Below are 17359 nucleotides of genomic sequence, written 5' to 3'. Positions count from 1 at the left end.
GGATTACTTCAGATCTGCATTATGGAAGAAGATAACTCCCACCGGGTGCAGGTCAAAGCCTTCAACATTCTTGCCGATGGCCGCCATATCCTTGCTGTGACCCAGGAAGACCCAGGGCGCTTCCTCTTGAACAATCTTTTGCAGCTCGCTGTAGGCAGCATTCCGCTCTTCCATGGTCAGGGCAGTGCGGCCCTTTACCAGCAGTTCGTCCACTTTGGCATTGGAGTATTTGGCGGTATTCAAAGTGGTCTTAATTTCTTTGGTTTCCAGCAGGGACAGGAAGTTATCCGGATCGCCGTTATCGCCGATCCAGCCATAAAGCATGAAGTCCCCGTCTTTAACAATTTCCGGAGTATAGATTTCTTTAAATTCCTTCCAGGGATAGGTCTTAATCTCAACCTCAATGCCTACCTTGCGCAGGTCCGCCTGAATGGCGGCGGCCAGTTTATCCCCGCCCACCGGATTGTAGGGGCGAACAACGGAATAAGTTAGCAAAGTAACTTTTAAGCCGTTGGGGTATCCGGCTTCGGCCAGCAATTGTTTGGCCTTTTCCGGGTTGTATTCATAAGGAGCCAGGCTTTTGTCATAGCCGGGCATGAAGCTCGGCAGAACCCCGTTGGGCAGTTCAGCCAGGCCCTGGTACAGGAAATTGATCAGGTTTTCACGGTTAATGGCGTGACTTACCGCCTGGCGCAGCTTGGGATCATTAAAAGGTTTGTTATTACAGAAGAAAGCCAGATAGTTAATGTTCATGCCGGGGTTTTTAATTACCTTCAGGCCGGCTTCTTCCAGCATCTTCACATCATTGGGGTCCACACCGTTCATCCCTTGGATGGATCCGGTCTTCAACTCGGCCGCCCGGACGGAGTTTTCTTTAATGATGCGGAAGACCAGTTTATCTAGTTTGGGCGCGCCGTCCCAGTATTCTTTGTTGGCTTCCAAAACAATTTGCTGGCCCTTTTTCCATTCAATAAATTTGAAGGGGCCGGTGCCTACGGGATGTTCAATAAAATCATCACCGTATTTTTCCACAGCCGCAGGGCTGACAATGGGCGCGGCCAGCGCCATGGCCAGATTGGCCAGGAACGGAGCGTAGGGCTCGTTGAGAATGAATTTTACGGTATAGTCGTCAACCTTCTCTACCTTTTGCACCGGGCCAAAGGTGAAGGAGGCATAAGGCATAGCATCCGTGCGATTGGGAGGCAACTGCCGGGATACGCTGAACACTACAGCATCAGCGTTAAAGGGTGTTCCGTCGTGGAATTTAACGCCCTGGCGCAGTTTGAAGGTCCACTCTTTGCCGTCCGGGGAAGAGGACCATTCGGTGGCCAGCGCCGGCTCAATCTCCGTACTGCCTTCTTTGTAACGAACAAGCGTATCATAAATATTCACAATAGGGATGGCCGATTCGCCGTCATCCACAAAAGCAGGATCTAATCCCCGGGGGTCCGCTCCCTGACCAAACACAAAGACCTTTGGTTTGGCATTGTCTGCGGCTCCTTCCTTATCGCCGCCGCCACAGCCAACCACTGAGAAGGCTAATAACAGGATCATAAACGCAAATAGGAAATTTTTCTTGCGCACAATGGCATCTCCTCTCTTTATATCCCAAACAAAAGATTCGGCTTTTTTTGGCTTGTCTCCCCTCCTCTTAACAAAATCAAACGAGCAAACAGCATTATTTTTTATTCGCCAAAAAATTGAACATTCCTTCATCAGTTTGTTTTATTTTGTAGGCATTTCTGGACAGAATTGTATATTTATAAACTGTATAGTATGTTTATTTTTTTGTTCTTTTTTATTTAAAGATGATTTACCTTAAAAATTCCTTTAAAAAAATGGGAATTCTGTTTCCTCCTTTTTGGAACCTTTTTACATTTTTCCTAATACTTTATAGTAAAACTCTCATGGGAGGTTTATCAATGAGTAATCAAATGGAAGTAAAAGGTGGTAAAATGTCTTCTCCGCACCATGGCATGGTAGCTCCTACCTTTATGCAGCGCCTTTGCGAACTGATGAACAGGAATGTATCGGTCTTCCTTAACTGCTGTCAAGGGTCTGCTCCGGTTACCGGTACTCTGAATGCCGTTGGGCAGGATTATATTGAACTGGTCACTGGAACCACCGCTCAATCCAATGTTACCATTGTCCCAATGTGGATGATTTGCGCTGTCACCGCGACCGGCGCCATGAATGACATCTGCCCCGCCCCGCAGCCTTTCCAGCCTTCCTTCCCGGTCAGTCCCGGCATGGATATGCCCGGCTGCCCTATGGACGAATGCAAGCCCGGCATGGGTATGGGGCCCTACATGGGCTATGGTCCCATGGGTGGATACATGGGTCATATGGGAACCATGGATGCTAAAAAGGATCCTGAAAAGTAACAGCCATCTTCAAAATAATACAAAAAGGTCGTGTTGAAACTTGTTTCAACACGACCTTTTTGTATTATTCCGCGTTTGCCGTTTGGGGCTGCTCCAAAACACGCAATTTTATAATTTCACCTTCTGCCAAAAGCTCAGGAATTTCTTTTTCTCCATAATCAAAGCTGCTGTCAAAGGTAATCACCTCACCGGGTTCCAGCCTTTTGCCCAAGGCCAGGGTAATCAGCCTTGAATCAAAGATTTCCCCTTCTCCGGTCAAAGTGATTCGACTTTCTACAGAAGTTACCGGATATTCGGAGTTGTTTTTTACCGCTCCGGTTACTCTTACCCAATTGGTTTCCTTCCGGCATACTAAGGACTCCAGGCGGATTTTGCCGATGATACTATCCATTTTTACCGGTTCTTTTTGCTCCACAGCTTTTTTCGTCATGCAACCCTGGGACAGTAGCAGCAACAAAACCATGATGATTAAAGCCAGCCCTTTGCTTGTTTTCATCCAATCCCCCCTCAGCAACATCATAACATAAAAGGAAAAAAATTGAAGGGGTAGGGATAAAATTTTACTTTGTCTTCTGTTGGCCCAGCGGGCTGTAAGTGGCAATACCGCTAAAGGCCCCCTGCTGGTGCATCATTCCGTTTAAATGCCTTTGATTGGTAAGATATAGTTTTTTATGGGCAAAGTTTCTGCGAAAATTAATCGTCATCACCTCCGCTCCCAGCTTTAGCTTACCCCCGGCCCGGGATCTCCATGCAAAAGGACTCCCTGTACCAGAGAGTCCTTCTTGGTTAAAGCAGTTTTTCAAATTCTTCCGGTCCAACACCGCATACCGGACAAATCTCAGGGGGCTGCTCACCCTGGTGAACATACCCGCATACCTTGCACCGCCACTGGGTCAGGGATCGGGATTCCGCCGCCGGGCTCACCGCTGTATTCTTTAGGCGATGGTAAAGGGCATAGGTCATGGGTTCTCCTGCCGCCCTTTCCTTGGCACAAACAACCTCTCCCACAAACAAGGTGTGGGTCCCCACATCCAGGGTGTTCACCACCCTGCATTCCAGGTTGGCCAGGCAATCCCGCAGTAAAGGCACCTCCACCTCCCCCAGATCAAAGGGAGTATCTGCAAACTTGTCAACCTTTCGGCCGCTTTGAAAACCAAATCGCTTTACCAAATCCAAGCCCTTGGGATTCAGCACAGAAACTACAAAAACCCGGCTGTCCATGATATATTCATGGGTTAAATTGTTTTTATTAATTCCCACAGCCAGTTGTACCGGCTCGGAAGTTACTTGGAAAACCGAATTGGCACACTGACCGTTAAACCGGCCGTCCTTACGGGATGAAATGACATACAAACCATAGGAAATCTGCCGCAGGGCTTTTTTTACGGCATTCCTGCATTCTTCACCGGATCCCGCGGCGGATTCAACCTTTACAAAATGGGATGCATCCACGCCACAAACGGGACACTCCTCCGGCGGCTCCGGCCCTTCATGAATATAGTCGCACACTGTGCAGCGCCATTGCGTCATCATAGGATCTCCTTCTCTCCCCCAAAACTTTCTTTTACTCCCGGTTCAGCCGTTCGGCAACCTTCATGGCCAGCTCCCGGCAGCTTGTCAGTTCCTCTTCGGTGGGAGCCCACTTAACGCCGATTCCCGGCTGTATCAGTTCCACGCCGGCCTCCTGCAGCTTCTCTTCAATGCCTTTCAGAGCGCCGCCGCCCCAACCGAAGGAGCCAAAGGCCGCCCCGATTTTTGATTTTGGTTTTAAGCCTTTAACATCATCCAAAAAGGCCGAGAGGGACGGCAGAAAATCTCGGTTGAAGGTGGGGGAGCCTACCAGCAGGGCTTTAGCGTCTAAAATTTCTTTAATTACATCGTTACGGTCGCTGATGGACATCTTTACCAATTTGGCCTCCACCCCTTGCTCCATCAGGGTATCCAGAAGAGTCAAGGCCATTTTCTCGGTGCTGCCCCACATGGTATCATAGACCACCACCGCTTTGGGTTTAGACTTGCCGCCGGACCAGCGGCTGTAGGCCTCAACAATTTTATCCGGATGGGACCGCCAGATAACCCCATGGCTGGGTGCAATCATCTTAATCTCCAGCCCCGAAAGTTCATTGAGCTTCCGGGCCACCAGCGCACTGAAAGGGTATAAAATATTGGCGTAATATTTGGCCGCCTCGTCCATTAACTGGGGCAGATCCACGCCGTCATCAAACCGGGAAGAAGAGGCAATGTGCTGGCCAAAGGCATCATTGGGCAGCAGCAGGCTGGCTTCCGGGCAGTAGGTAAACATGCTGTCGGGCCAGTGCAGCATGGGGGCCTCAATAAATCTCAAGGTTTTGCCTCCCAGAGAGATCTCATCCCCGGTCTTAATGATGTTAAACTCCCAATTGCCGCCATAAAGCTTGTTTAACCCTTCGGCCGCCTTTTGGGTACAGTAAACCTGGGCCTGAGGGGCCAGTCTCATAATTTCCGGAAAAGCGCCGGAATGGTCCGACTCAATATGGTTGACCACAATGTAGTCAATGCTGGACAGGCTGCTGACTTCTTCAATGTTTTTAATTAAATCCTGGGTAAAGGGTTGGTAAACCGTATCCACCAGAGCGGTTTTCTCATCTTTAATGAGGTAAGCATTATAGGTTGTGCCCTGGTGGGTGGAAAATGCCGGTCCGTGAAAATAGCGGATGTTCCAGTCAACCGCCCCCACCCAATAGATATTGGATAAAATTTCTACGGCAGACAACATAAATCCCTCCTTTATAATTAGTATTACTATATCATTTATAATTAGACAAGTTTATAGAACAAAGAATAAAAATTTATTACAAATTGATTGCGCTTGTTCCCAAAAATACAAGAAGCTTCCCGGAAACCGGGGAGCTTCTGCCCTCTTATCTTAAGGCTGCCATTCTTTTTCTCCACCGCCATATAAACCAGACGGGCACAGCCACCACAGCCACCAATAACAGTGTGGACACGGTATTGGTAAAGGGATCTGCCGCCCAGTATTCGCCAACGCCGGGTGTGTATAGAACCTCCTGATTTTCACTGTCCTTGGCCTGGGACCCGCTGCTTTCCCCGCTTTCCGCCGTTTGGGCCGCCGCCGGTTGACTGTGGCCAAAGCTGTTCATTAAAAACATCCACATCCAAAAGTTCCCCGAGAAGGGAGAAATGGAAAAACCGCTGAAATTGGATCGTCCCGCCATGGGGCCTGTGGCTGCCGCCGTACCACCGGCAGCGGTCTTTTTGCCGGCAGGCAGGTTGGTGTAAGGAATTTTTTCGCCGGAACCGGTTGCGGCATCGGTTTTATCCGGGCTGCTCTGGGTTGTCTTGGGAGGGCTTTTGGGTTTAGCCAATCCGCCTCCGCCAAAGCCGCCGGATCTTTTAGCCAGGGCCGGGGATGCCACCAGAAAAACCAGACAGAATACTAAAACCAAAGATATCAGCTTCTTCAAACAAATCACCTCCCGTTCATCATACCATGAGTTTCCTGCCCTGCCAACCACATGGTATAATAAGCAGGCAAAGCGAGATCAAGATTGGAAAGAGGTTTTTAAGTGAGCGATAAAGAAGTCATTATTTATACGGACGGAGCCTGTTCCGGCAATCCGGGACCCGGGGGTTACGGTGCGGTTATGCTGTATCAAGGGCACCGTCGGGAGCTTTCGGCCGGCTTCAGGGATACCACCAACAACCGCATGGAAATCATGGCAGCCATTGCCAGCCTGGAGGCCCTGAAGGAAAAATGCAGCGTAACCCTCTATACCGACTCCCAGTATCTTGTCAATGCCATGGAAAAAGGCTGGGCCAAAAAGTGGCGGGCCAACGGCTGGATGCGGAACAAAAAGGAACCGGCCCTCAACCCGGACCTCTGGGAGCGGCTTTTAACCCTATGCCAATACCATAAAGTAAAATTCCTCTGGGTTCGGGGACACTCGGGGAATCCGGAAAACGAGCGTTGCGACCAGTTGGCGGTGGAGGCTTCTAAACAACCGGATCTGCCGCCGGATATTCGTGTCCGGGTTTAACCCTCTTCCCTAGATTTTAAACAAAGGCCGGTTGAACAGTCCTACCTGCCCGCCGGTATGCCAAAAAACAACGGTGTCTTTCGGGCCGATGATTCCTTTTTGAATATAATCCAGCAGCCCGGCCATGGCTTTTCCCGTATAGGTGGGATCCAAAAGAATCCCCTCCAGTTCCGCCAACAGCTTGATGGCCTTTAGGCCTTCTTCGGTGGGAATGCCGTAACCGGCCCCGATATAGTGGCTGTCAATACGAATTTCCTTTTGGATTTTTTCTTCGGCCATATTCCCTTTTAATAAATGACTGGCTGCCAGGGCCAGTTCTTTTATTTTATGGCTGATTTCCTCCACCGGAAACAATACGGAAAATCCCAGTACCCGGTTAGCCTGCTGCTCCAGCAGGGCTCCCAGCAGAATTCCGGCGTAGGTACCGCCGGAGCCGGCCGTTGCCACCTGCCAGGTGGGTGCAACGGCCTCTTCCCTTAACTGTTCCCCTAGTTCCCTTTGGGCTGCCACAAAGCCTAAGGTGCCCAGCGGGTTGGAAGCGCCCATGGGAATGACATAGGGTCGATGACCCCGGGCTGCTAATTTTTCCGCTGTCTCAGCCACTTTCGCTTCTAGCAGGCTAAAATCGCCGCTTCCGGTAAATACCATTTCCGCACCCATTAAATGACCCAGCAGCAGGTTGCCGGAAAGAAATCCCTCCGGTGCTTTCCCCACCAGAACCAATACCGGTTTGAGGTCCAGTTTGCGGCAGGCTGCCACGGTGGCCCTGGCGTGATTAGACTGTAAGCCCCCGGTGGTAATCACCGTATCGCATCCCTGCTCCAAAGCCTCTGCCAGCAGGTATTCAAGCTTGCGGATTTTGTTTCCGGCCAGCCCCAGGCAACCGTTCATATCCTCCCGTTTGATATAAATCCGGGGACCGCCCAGATGCCGGCTCAGCCTGGGCAAAAACTGCAGCGGCGTCCGCTCCATGGAAACCAGTGAAACCTTTTTAAAATTCATTTTTTTCACTCCTTAGGGTTCAATTGACTGATTTTAGAAGATAAAAAGAAAATTTCAGATCAGGCATGGTGAATATTTATAGGGCCATATTATATAATGGACCATAACCTATTCGAAAAAAGATCGGAGGCATCAGTTTGAACAGTAACATTAAAAACCGCGATGAGATTGAGGACAGGTATAAATGGAACCTTGGAGCCATGTACAAGAGCCTTGAAGAAGTAAAGCAGGACATGGCCAAAGTGCAGGAATTACTGGAACAATTTAAAAGCTACGGCGGCCGCCTGGATAACCGGGAAACTATCCTGGAGGCACTGCTGCTGCAGGATCAGTGCGATCAATTGATGGAAAAATGTTATACCTTTGCCCACATGCGGTTGGACCAGGACAATACCAACACCGAATCACTGGCCCTGTTCGATCAGGTAAAGACTCTTTATGTATTCTACAGCGAAACCTTCAGCTTCTTTATCCCGGAGTTGATGAAACTGGATTACGCTCATCTGCAGAGCTATGGCCAAGAGGAGAAATTTCAGGATTACCGCCACTTTATAAAAGAAATCGGCCGCAACAAAGAACACATTCTCTCTGAAAGCGAAGAAAGAATTTTATCTTCCTTCGGCGAACTGGCGGGCGCGCCCAAAAGCATCTTCCAAATCCTAAACAATGCGGATCTCAAGTTTGGCACCGTCACTAATGAGAAAAACGAACCTCTGGAACTAACTCACGGCCGCTACCAGCTCTTCATGCAAAGCGGCAGCCGGAAGGTTCGCCAAGCGGCTTACAATGAATTATACCGGGTGTATACCTCCTTTAAAAACACCATTGCCCAAACCCTTGGCAATTCCGTTAAAAAGGACTGCCTATGGGCCCGCCTGAGGAAACACAACAGCGCTCTGGAAGCCAGCCTTTTTGCGGATAATGTCAGTGTTTCCGTCTATCAACAGTTGATCCAGGCGGTCCACAACAACATTGGCTACCTGCACAAGTACATTGACTTCCGCAGGCAGGTAATGAAACTGCCGGAACTGCACATGTACGACCTGTATGTACCCCTGGTTACGGAATTAAATAAAGAATATTCCTATGAAGAAGCGGTGGAAACCATGTATCAGGGCTTAAGCCACCTGGGTGAAACCTATCTTCAGGATTTAAAGCAGGGCCTTGAAAACGGCTGGGTGGATGTCTTTGAAAACAAGGGCAAAACCTCCGGCGCTTATTCCACCGGCGCTTACGGCAGCCATCCCTATATTCTTTTGAATTTCAACCATACCATGAACGATGTGTTTACCCTGGCCCATGAAGCAGGACACGCCATGCACACCTACTATTCACACCGGAACCAGCCCTACCGCAATGCCAGCTATACCATTTTTCTGGCCGAGGTGGCTTCCACCCTGAATGAAAACCTATTAATTCATTACCTGCTGGGCCAAACCACTCAACCCAAAGAAAAATTATTTTTGTTGAATTATAATCTGGAACAATATCGAACCACCGTCTACCGGCAAACCATGTTTGCGGAGTTTGAAAAAATGATTCATGAACGGGTTGAACAGGGAGGCAGTCTTACTCCGGACAGTCTATGCGAAATGTATTACGACTTGAATAAGTTTTATTATCAGGGCGTGGTGCTGGATGATGAAATTGCCATGGAGTGGGCCAGGATTCCCCATTTCTATAACGCCTTTTATGTTTATAAATATGCCACCGGCTTCAGTGCCGCGGTGGCCCTGGCCAACCAAATTTTAAGCGGCGAACCGGAAGCGCGGGCCCGCTACCTGGAGTTCCTGTCCAGCGGCGGCAAGGATTATCCCCTTGAACTGCTCAAGAAAGCCGGAGTCAATATGGAAACTCCGCAGCCTGTGGAGGAATGCCTGCGTACCTTTGGTCAGCGTCTTGAAATGGCTATACAGGTTCCCCATTGATCATCGTCTCTATGCTTAGGTGAGGGTTATCCTCACCTTTTTATTTTTCTTCCGCCGGGTCCCAAAAAAGCATGCGGCCGCAATTGCTGCAAAAGACCGGAGGAAGCCCATACTTTAACTGTTTTAACTTATCGAAGTTAATGGCCAAATGACACCCCGAACAAACATCCCGGGTCACCCTGCCCACCGGATTCTCGTACCGCTGCTTTATCCGCCGGTATTCCTTCAACAGCACTCCATCCAGAGAACTGAGAATTTCCCGGATCTGCTTTTCCAAAACCTGCACCTGCTCCTTTACTTCTTCCTTGTTCTGGAGATACTGCCGGTGAAGTTCTTTGTATTGATCCGTATCCTGTTTATGTCGGTTTTGTATCTGCTGCCATTGCTGCTTGATTTCTTCCCGCTGTTCCATGTGACCCAGCTCCCGGTCTTCCAACTGTTTCAGTTCACTTTGCAGGGCGCCCAATCTTTGCTGGTAAGTGGCAATTTCCTTCATCTGCAGGGACCCGTCATAGATTTTTTCAGTAACCTCTTTGATCTTTCCCCGGGTCTCCTGGGCCAGACCGGCCATTTGTCCCACCCTCCCCTTCAGTCCATCGTGCTGCCCCTTTAATTCTCTCAATTGGTTTTGAGAAGATTCAATGACACCCTTTAATGCTTTCAACTGCTTGATTTGCCCCTGATCCTTTTCCCCCTTGACATTGGCTTTCCTTTGTTCTTCCTCCAGCATTTGCAGCCGCCAGAGCTTTTGCATCTCCGACATTTTTATCACACTCCTATAAAAATAAAAGGGACAGGGACTACCATTGGTCCCTGTTCCCCTATAGATACGTAAATGGATCGGATTGGCGTTTGGTGGTCAAAAAATCTACAGCCCAACCTCTTTGGCGGCATGTTTCCGCCAGTTTATTCTGAAGCTCCGGTATCATGAAATACTCGGTGGCAAAATGACCTGCGTCAATAAAATTCAGACCCGCTGCCAGCATATCCTGGGCGGTGTGATACTTGATATCCCCGGTAATAAACACTTCCGCCCCTTTGGCGGCGGCAACAGGCCATAGCTCCGCTCCGGACCCGCCGCATACAGCGATTCTGCGAACTTCCTTCCACATACTGCCGCCAACCCGGGCCGTGGTCAGCCCCAACACTTCTTTCACCTTAATGACCAGGTCCGCAAACCCTAAGGCTTCTTCCAGAACACCCACCCGGCCAAGTCCCAGGGAGCCGCTGCGGTTTTCCAGAGGATAAAGGTCATAAGCCACTTCTTCATAGGGGTGGGCCGACAGCATGGCTTGCAGCACTGCAGAAACCTTGCTTACCGGTACAATGGTCTCCAGGCGGATTTCATCCACCTTTGCCAACTGACCCGGCTGACCGATAAAAGGCCGGGCTCCTGCCAAGGGGTAAAAAGTCCCGGTGCCTTGGGTCCGGAAGGTACAGTGACAGTAATTGCCGATATGCCCGGCCCCGGCCCGCGCCATCGCTTCACTAACCGCTTCAACCTGCTCTACAGGAACAAAGACCACCAGCTTATTGTATCTTTCCCCCGCTGCAGGCTGCAAAACCTCCAGGTCCGTTAAACCCATCCGTTCCGCCAGCAAAGCATTTACACCGTCGGCAGCGCTGTCCAGGTTGGTATGGACGGCATAAACACCAATATTGTTTTGAATTAAATCCGCCAGCAGGACGCCCTGAGGATCATCCAGGCGAATGCTTTTTATTCCTTTCATCAGCAAGGGGTGATGGCAAATAATCAATTGGGCCTTCTTTTCCAAGGCCTCCTTTGCCACCGTGTGGTCCACATCCAGAGCCAGCAGCACCTTGTCTACCCGGGCGCCGGGGTCGCCGACCTGCCAGCCGCTGTTGTCCCAAGCTTCCGCCAGCCATCTAGGGGCCAGCGCTTCCACCACTTTAACGATTTCCTGACCGGTTACAGACATGCCTCAACCCCCTCTATCTCCTGCAACTTTTTCCGGATTCCCACCGCTTTTTCCCTGGCTTCGGGCAGTGTGCTTTGGGCTAACCCGGCTAATATTTTATGGTATTTTTCTTTTCGTTTAGCAATGAACAGCCCCAGCAGGGGATGTTTCTTCTCTACCAAACGGGGGCCCAGTTCCAGCAATACCGGATTCTCTACCCGTTCGTGGCCTCTCTCGGCCACCATCACCACATACAGTCTGCCGTCTTCCAGCAGTAAATCTTCCTCCCTCAGAGTCCAGCCGCTTTTTAATAAATACTGGCGGAGCTCCATTTCGTCGGCCATGGGCTGTAAAATCAAACGTTTCACCGTTCCGGCCACTTCCGGGGAAGCGGTTAAAATATCCCGGATGGTGCCGCCGCCCATGCCGGCAATGATGATGGTTTCAACCTCCCCCGGCTGTAAAACCTCCAGGCCGTTGCCCAGCCGAAGTTCAATTAAACCGGAAGCCTTATGCTCCAGTATATTGGACCGGGCTGCCTCCAGAGGCCCTTGGTTAATATCCGCCGCCACCGCCCGGGGGCAAATTCCCTTTAACACAAGATAAACGGGTAAATACCCGTGATCAGTGCCGATATCCGCAACAATACTTTCCTGTGGAACATAACTGGCCAGAAGTTTCAACCGGTTACTTAGTTTTATCATGGTACCTACCTCGTATTCCCATAATTCGCCGGTTCCCATAAAAAATCCTTTTGGAGTAGATCTTTTCCTATAAAAGCATAGCCATTTTTCCTTAAATTATTTCGTATCTCTCAGTTTAAAACCCCGGTTATCCCATAAACCGGGGTTTTAAAGCTTTCATCCCATTAACAGGAGGAATCATTTTTAAATTTACCGATATGTTGGTGCAAATTACAGGCCAGTTGTTCCAGCAATCCGGCGGCCACGGTCACCTGTTGGATAGAGGCCAACTGCTGCTCAGTGGCAGCGGCAATCTCAGAACCACTGGCTGTGGCTTGCGCACTGGCTTCGGCTACCGCGGCGGATTGCTCCACCAGCAGATCAACGGTTTCTTTGATACGGCTAAATTTTTCTCCTGTTTGGTCAATAAGCCGGTGCCCGGATCGCACTTCTTTTAAACCTTCATTCATTTTACGGATAACCCCCTCGGACTGTTTGCCGATCTCCAGGATAATAGCCTTTACGTCCTCGGCCGCCAGATTGGAGCGATCTGCCAACTGTCGAATCTCCTGGGCCACCACCGCAAACCCGCGGCCTTGTTCACCGGCTCTGGCAGACTCAATGGCGGCATTTAAAGCCAGGAGGTTGGTTTGTTCGGCAATTTCTCCGATCAATTGCACAAACTTCTCAATATCCCCGATTCTTTGGCCCAGCCCACCGGTTTCCAGGGCCAGACCCTCCATCATGGTATGCAAAAGGTTCATTTGCTCCGTGGTCTGTCCTACGGCCTGCTGCCCTTCCTGGGCCGCTTGAGAAGCCTGGCCGGAATAGCCGGCTGCGTCCCGGGCAATGGTTCCCAGTTCCTCCAGAGATCCGGCCAGTTGCGTCACCTGGGTGGTAACCTCCTGAACAGCAGAACTGGTTTCTTCAGAGGACTGCGTCAGGGATTTGCTGGACTCTTCCAACTGATCGGAAACACTGCGGGTTTCTCCGATTAACTGCCGGAAGTTGCTCAGCATGGTATTTAACGCCTGCCCCAAGGCAGCAATTTCATCCTTCCCTTTGAAATTAAAGTTTCGGGTTAAATCTCCCCGGGCGATTAAAGACACTTCTTCGGAAATCCATACCAGAGGCTTCAGCGCTTTCCCGGTGACAAAATACATTACCGCTGCCATGACCAAAATGGATAAAATCAGCAGCAGCAGACTGTCCCTTAGGACCCCTTGCAGTTGTCCCAAAACCTGGGTTCGGTCCAGATTGGCTTTCACATAACTAATGGGTTTTCCGCTGTAATCAAAAACCGGAATAATCACCGCCACCGCGGAGGCATCGGCCATGTACACAGCATGGTAATTTTTCCCGGCCATGGCTTCTTTAATGATTTGAGGAGAAACAGTAAGACCGTCCCGGGCTGCCGTTCCCGCCAAGGGCTTGCTCTGATCTACCTTGGCCCAGGCTACACCGGAGCTGGCATAGGGATACATAAAAAAATCCCCCCCAAGCTGCTTCTTCCATCGGGCCAGTAATTCCGCATTAAAACCCATTCCGTATTCCACACTGCCCACATGCTGGCCCTGATAAAAAACCGGGGCAACCACCCGGAACCCGTAGCCTCCCCGGCCTTCCTCCAATCCGGCCACCACCTTTTGGCTTTGATTGCACTGTACCACCGTGTTCCGGAAAGAAGACAAATCGTCACCATATTTATCCTGCTGGTGCAGACGAAGGAAGGAAACGGCCGGGGGCAGGTGAAACTGAAACTGCTCAATACCGTCCTTTTTTGCTTGTTCAAACACACCGGAGGTTAAGGTCAGCAGCTTTTCCCGTTCCCTTTTGGCAAAGGCCTCCTGGATACCGGGCATGGCCGTCACACTGGCCAGCCCCATTCGGGTTGAAGTAAACACCGCCTCCAGATCATTGCGGATTAGGGACTCTATATTCCGGTATTGTACCTGCTCCTGCTCCAATATGGCCGTGCGCATTTGCCTGTACCCCGAAAGAACCAGCGCCACCAGGGATACACACACCAGAATGACCAGCGGCACCAGCATTTTTGTTCGGATGCTTTGAAACACCTCCGTACCACCCCTCTAATAGTAAGAATATAATAAATTAGTAATAATTCAGACTATTATTAAATTTACCATTAGAGGGATATTTCACAATGTCTCAGCAACGACAACAATTTTGTCTATTTGATGACAATCTGTATTTAGGTAGTTTAAAGCAGCAAAACAGGGACCAAAGGTCCCTGTTTAATCAAAGCAAAAGCCTCACCTGATTTGGTGAGGCTTGTCTGGTGGGCGATGACGGGATCGAACCGCCGACATCCTGCTTGTAAGGCAGGCGCTCTCCCAGCTGAGCTAATCGCCCCGGTACAAATAACGCCTTTATATATAATAAATGCCTATACAATAAACTCTACGGACTCTTCAGTGTTTTATCATGTTCTCCGATATTCCGCAATAGAATGCCGCCGTCCTCCATATATTCCCAGGTCATACGAATTTCCATCGTAATACTTGCCTCGAATATGCGGTCCTGTCCCTGAATTTTCTTGGTACGAAGTGAGGGATGGCGAGGGTTCTCCATCAAAAACTCAAGTTTTTTCTTCAATACTCTTCTTTCCTCTAAGGAAAGCCGCTTAACCTTATCCGCAAAAAACTCAGAATAGTACAGGTTTATCATTCATTCAACCCCAACCCTTTTAGCAGTTCCTCTTTGCTTTTAGCCGTTTTTACCCGGCCTTCCCGTACTTGTTGTTCGACTTTCATTTCCTCCGTCTGCCATTCTTTAGAATAAAACCACATCTGGTCCCGGGGAATAATGGCAACCGGAGTAATAATCAGACGGCCGTCCTTCTCTTCCACCTGCAGCTTATCGCCGGGTTTCAGTTTAAGTTTTTTTAATAATTCCTTGGGAATCGTCACCTGAGATTTCTGTTGTATTTCCACCAGCATGTTCATCATTTCCTTATAACAATTTTTATTTTATTATATTCCAACCCGTCCGGGATATCCAGTACTTTAAAGGGATAGGCGGGGTAAGACGAAAAGAGGTCTCTTTCTGTATCAATTTCACTAAATTTAGGCAGAAGACAGTTTTATCTATTTTTCACTTAACCTCCAAACGCCAAAAGGATCAATCCGAAAATCATAATGGTTATCATTATTTACTAGGACACTTCCGGGAGCAAAACAAATCTCATTAAATGCAATATGCTGCCCCACATAAGCATTGCCCTTTTGATTTGGACGCCATTCACGCCCCGCCAGAGGCTCGATTGGGCCGTCGGCAAATGGATTTTCGGCAGCAACCGTATGGGCTAATAGTCTCGCTTTGGCCGGCAGGCACACCCTTGGCCTTTCGTCTGATTTTAGAAATTTTATTCCTTTATCAAACAGCTTGTCATCCTCCCTGCATGGATTGATCGCTACAGGTTTAACCTTGCCCCAACCATAGCTCCGTTCACCCCCAAACTGCAGCCGTTTTACAGCCTCTTGCCAAGAAAGGGTACACCCTTTCTTTTCAAAAATATAGCCCTGTAAAAACACACGCTTGCCCTCATCCAAGGTATAAGGAGAAATAAATTCCGTCTCCCGCAGCATGCCCCGGGCCGCGGACTGCTGAGGATAGTCCAGAGCCGTTCCGGCATAGCTGCTCAGAAAGCGATACCGGAATGCCCTTTGGTCCTTCCAAGGCCATTCTATCTGATAGTGATTTCCCGATGAAAGAACCGGATAAAAATAGGTAAAAGCCAGTTCCCGATGAACCTGTTCACCAACCTCTTGATAGATGCTGGAATCATTAATCTCATTTCCTTTGCATTTATCCCGGGTCAGGCGCATGGTTAATGCACCCCACATGACTCTACCGGTTACATAAGGATAGGTGCGCTGCAGGTTTCCGATTTTACCGCATCCGATATGCAGGGGAGAACACAACCGCAATATTACCTTATACATCTGCCAGGCCACTGCCATCACTCCTTGGCTTTCGCCCCATACCGGGCGTAAATCAACATTTTTTCCAGAGTTTCTTTGGCCAGAAGCAAGGGTTCCAGCTGCTTTGTCACTTTATCAGTAAGGTAGGCCAGTACCGTATCCGGCTTTTGGTCGACCGGTTTTCCCCAGCCATATCCCAGATTCTCCAGCAGATTAAGCATTTCCTGCACCACAATGCCGCCGTTATTTTTTTCTTTAGCCAAAAGGTAGAGAAAGCAGGCATAAACGCCGTTTTCCTGTAATACGCCCAAAGCCTTGGTGACGCTATTGTCCACATCGCCGGCTTTTATCTTTTTTTCGTCAACCAACCGTCCAATAACGGCTTGTCCGTGCTTAGCCGCCAATCGATCCAAATTAAGAATTGTCGCCGGGCTGTGCATCGCCGTCTCTCCCTCCGTAAGTTTCTTCAACAGGATCACCGATCATGGCCATGCGCCCAAAACCACGGGTACCCATGCCGCCTACTCCCAGCCACTCTATCAGACGCAAACCGGACTGTACCACCGCCAGCGGTCCGTTCCAGCAGCCTCCGGGTAAAGCCTTGTCTTTGAATGTCTTCCGCTGACGTTCTTCTGTTTTCAGCGGCCAATCCATACGGTCGTCGTCCAGCACCACTTCGGCGGTAAGAAAGGTGGCCCGGGGCAAAGCCTCATAGGTAAATAAGGCCCCTTCCTCGGCTGCCCCCCGCTCAGGGTCAATGGCTACCGAGGTACGTACTTCCAGATTGCTGTTGACTATTTGGCTGAAAATCGATTCCTTTACCAATACCAAATGATCGGCAATGGCTTTCCATCGTGTTTCATTGTTCCAATTTGATGGCGCTTGCACCGAAACCCCACCGCCCACTTCCATCATCAGCCATCCCAAGTTGAGAATATCGCTGCGCTGCCAGGTTAAGAAAACCTTGCCGGCCTCCCAATTTTCAGGCGGAGTCCATTCTTCCGGTTTATTCCCCTGTTCAGGATTACTGATGCGAAATCCGGCTTCTTTTAGACGTTCGTAGGTGCTGATCCAAACGGGGCCGGCCATGGAATATACCGGAAAAGCAAGAACCAAGGCGTCAAAAATATTAACCACGCCGGAATAGGCGCGAACCTCCTCCCTCGAACCATCTGCCTGTTGAATATAACCGAAGGTGTAGCATATCGGATCCCCCTGCGGCTTGTCCACTTTACCGTGATCTCTTCCGGCGGCAGCCGGATTTTCGTAAAGCCGGGCCGCATTGGACCGGGCTGCGCCGTGCAGGCTGGTACCGGGAATTTTGGGGACCCGTGTGCCCGGTTCCCGGACAATGCTGTTGTCCACCCTCCCCAGGCGGTACCCGCCCGTGCCCACATGCACCGGATCGGTGGACATAAAAAGATAGCGCTGCCGTCTATAAGTAGCCATTGTTTTCGCCTCC

The 17359-nt window shown here is 49.8% G+C and carries 19 protein-coding genes and 1 tRNA gene; 3 read left to right on the top strand and 17 right to left on the bottom strand.

Annotated elements, in window-relative coordinates:
* Positions 1 to 3: 3 nt before the first annotated feature.
* Positions 4 to 1584, bottom strand: coding sequence for an ABC transporter substrate-binding protein (locus DESRU_RS06105; RefSeq protein ID WP_013841238.1), 1581 nt, complete (start codon positions 1582 to 1584; stop codon positions 4 to 6).
* Between the two features lie 338 nt (positions 1585 to 1922).
* On the opposite strand from DESRU_RS06105, the gene DESRU_RS06100 reads away from it, so the two are divergent.
* Positions 1923 to 2384 carry a hypothetical protein gene (locus tag DESRU_RS06100; protein ID WP_013841237.1) on the top strand — a complete coding sequence of 154 codons (462 nt, stop codon included), beginning with the start codon at positions 1923 to 1925 and terminating at the stop codon, positions 2382 to 2384.
* 64 nt (positions 2385 to 2448) lie between these two features.
* Here DESRU_RS06100 and DESRU_RS06095 read toward each other — a convergent pair whose 3' ends face one another.
* From DESRU_RS06095 to DESRU_RS19800, 5 genes are all read right to left on the bottom strand, one after another.
* Positions 2449 to 2880 carry a hypothetical protein gene (locus tag DESRU_RS06095; protein WP_013841236.1) on the bottom strand — a complete coding sequence of 144 codons (432 nt, stop codon included), beginning with the start codon at positions 2878 to 2880 and terminating at the stop codon, positions 2449 to 2451.
* A gap of 64 nt (positions 2881 to 2944) precedes the next feature.
* A complete protein-coding gene (locus DESRU_RS20745; RefSeq protein WP_187290615.1) occupies positions 2945 to 3088 on the bottom strand; it encodes a hypothetical protein in 144 nt (47 codons plus the stop codon).
* 82 nt (positions 3089 to 3170) lie between these two features.
* Positions 3171 to 3917, bottom strand: coding sequence for a flavin reductase (locus DESRU_RS06085; protein WP_013841235.1), 747 nt, complete (start codon positions 3915 to 3917; stop codon positions 3171 to 3173).
* A gap of 31 nt (positions 3918 to 3948) precedes the next feature.
* Complete coding sequence (locus DESRU_RS06080; RefSeq protein ID WP_013841234.1) at positions 3949 to 5139, bottom strand: FprA family A-type flavoprotein; 1191 nt, start codon at positions 5137 to 5139, stop codon at positions 3949 to 3951.
* Positions 5140 to 5284: 145 nt separating this feature from the next.
* Complete coding sequence (locus DESRU_RS19800) at positions 5285 to 5848, bottom strand: hypothetical protein (RefSeq protein WP_013841233.1); 564 nt, start codon at positions 5846 to 5848, stop codon at positions 5285 to 5287.
* Positions 5849 to 5950: 102 nt separating this feature from the next.
* On the opposite strand from DESRU_RS19800, the gene rnhA reads away from it, so the two are divergent.
* Positions 5951 to 6421 (top strand): ribonuclease HI, encoded by a 471-nt coding sequence (gene rnhA / locus DESRU_RS06060; RefSeq protein WP_013841232.1) that lies wholly within the window; start codon positions 5951 to 5953, stop codon positions 6419 to 6421.
* 9 nt (positions 6422 to 6430) lie between these two features.
* Here the strand turns inward: rnhA and DESRU_RS06055 are convergent, their stop codons facing one another.
* Complete coding sequence (locus DESRU_RS06055; protein WP_013841231.1) at positions 6431 to 7423, bottom strand: 1-aminocyclopropane-1-carboxylate deaminase/D-cysteine desulfhydrase; 993 nt, start codon at positions 7421 to 7423, stop codon at positions 6431 to 6433.
* 137 nt (positions 7424 to 7560) lie between these two features.
* Between DESRU_RS06055 and pepF the strand changes: the two genes are divergently transcribed.
* Positions 7561 to 9351, top strand: coding sequence for an oligoendopeptidase F (gene pepF / locus DESRU_RS06050; RefSeq protein ID WP_013841230.1), 1791 nt, complete (start codon positions 7561 to 7563; stop codon positions 9349 to 9351).
* Between the two features lie 40 nt (positions 9352 to 9391).
* On the opposite strand, the gene DESRU_RS06045 is transcribed toward pepF, so the two are convergent.
* From DESRU_RS06045 to cmr4, 10 genes are all read right to left on the bottom strand, one after another.
* On the bottom strand, positions 9392 to 10114 hold the full coding sequence (locus DESRU_RS06045; RefSeq protein ID WP_013841229.1) for a zinc ribbon domain-containing protein: 723 nt from the start codon (positions 10112 to 10114) through the stop codon (positions 9392 to 9394).
* A 58-nt stretch (positions 10115 to 10172) separates the two neighbouring features.
* Positions 10173 to 11291, bottom strand: a complete 1119-nt coding sequence (locus DESRU_RS06040) for a Nif3-like dinuclear metal center hexameric protein (protein WP_013841228.1) — start codon at positions 11289 to 11291, stop codon at positions 10173 to 10175.
* Positions 11282 to 11974, bottom strand: a complete 693-nt coding sequence (locus DESRU_RS06035) for a tRNA (adenine(22)-N(1))-methyltransferase (protein WP_041275625.1) — start codon at positions 11972 to 11974, stop codon at positions 11282 to 11284. Before DESRU_RS06035 ends, DESRU_RS06040 begins: the two co-directional genes overlap by 10 nt.
* A 164-nt stretch (positions 11975 to 12138) precedes the next feature.
* Positions 12139 to 14028, bottom strand: coding sequence for a methyl-accepting chemotaxis protein (locus DESRU_RS06030; RefSeq protein ID WP_013841226.1), 1890 nt, complete (start codon positions 14026 to 14028; stop codon positions 12139 to 12141).
* Positions 14029 to 14250: 222 nt separating this feature from the next.
* Positions 14251 to 14326 (bottom strand) — tRNA-Val (locus DESRU_RS06025).
* 48 nt (positions 14327 to 14374) lie between these two features.
* Positions 14375 to 14641, bottom strand: coding sequence for a hypothetical protein (locus DESRU_RS06020; protein WP_013841225.1), 267 nt, complete (start codon positions 14639 to 14641; stop codon positions 14375 to 14377).
* Positions 14638 to 14913, bottom strand: a complete 276-nt coding sequence (locus DESRU_RS06015) for an AbrB/MazE/SpoVT family DNA-binding domain-containing protein (RefSeq protein WP_013841224.1) — start codon at positions 14911 to 14913, stop codon at positions 14638 to 14640. The genes DESRU_RS06020 and DESRU_RS06015 overlap by 4 nt, the downstream gene beginning before the upstream one ends.
* Before the next feature lie 147 nt (positions 14914 to 15060).
* Positions 15061 to 15936 carry an RAMP superfamily CRISPR-associated protein gene (locus tag DESRU_RS06010; RefSeq protein ID WP_207635961.1) on the bottom strand — a complete coding sequence of 292 codons (876 nt, stop codon included), beginning with the start codon at positions 15934 to 15936 and terminating at the stop codon, positions 15061 to 15063.
* On the bottom strand, positions 15936 to 16367 hold the full coding sequence (locus tag DESRU_RS06005) for a hypothetical protein (RefSeq protein ID WP_238446373.1): 432 nt from the start codon (positions 16365 to 16367) through the stop codon (positions 15936 to 15938). The genes DESRU_RS06010 and DESRU_RS06005 overlap by 1 nt, the downstream gene beginning before the upstream one ends.
* Positions 16312 to 17346, bottom strand: coding sequence for a type III-B CRISPR module RAMP protein Cmr4 (gene cmr4 / locus DESRU_RS06000; RefSeq protein ID WP_013841221.1), 1035 nt, complete (start codon positions 17344 to 17346; stop codon positions 16312 to 16314). The genes DESRU_RS06005 and cmr4 overlap by 56 nt, the downstream gene beginning before the upstream one ends.
* Positions 17347 to 17359 lie beyond the last annotated feature (13 nt).

The sequence above is a fragment of the Desulforamulus ruminis DSM 2154 genome, from assembly GCF_000215085.1.
Classification (GTDB): Bacteria; Bacillota; Desulfotomaculia; order Desulfotomaculales; family Desulfotomaculaceae; genus Desulfotomaculum; species Desulfotomaculum ruminis.
The sequence above is the reverse complement of the archived record's forward strand: the minus strand, read 5'-3'. Positions and strand labels throughout refer to the sequence as shown.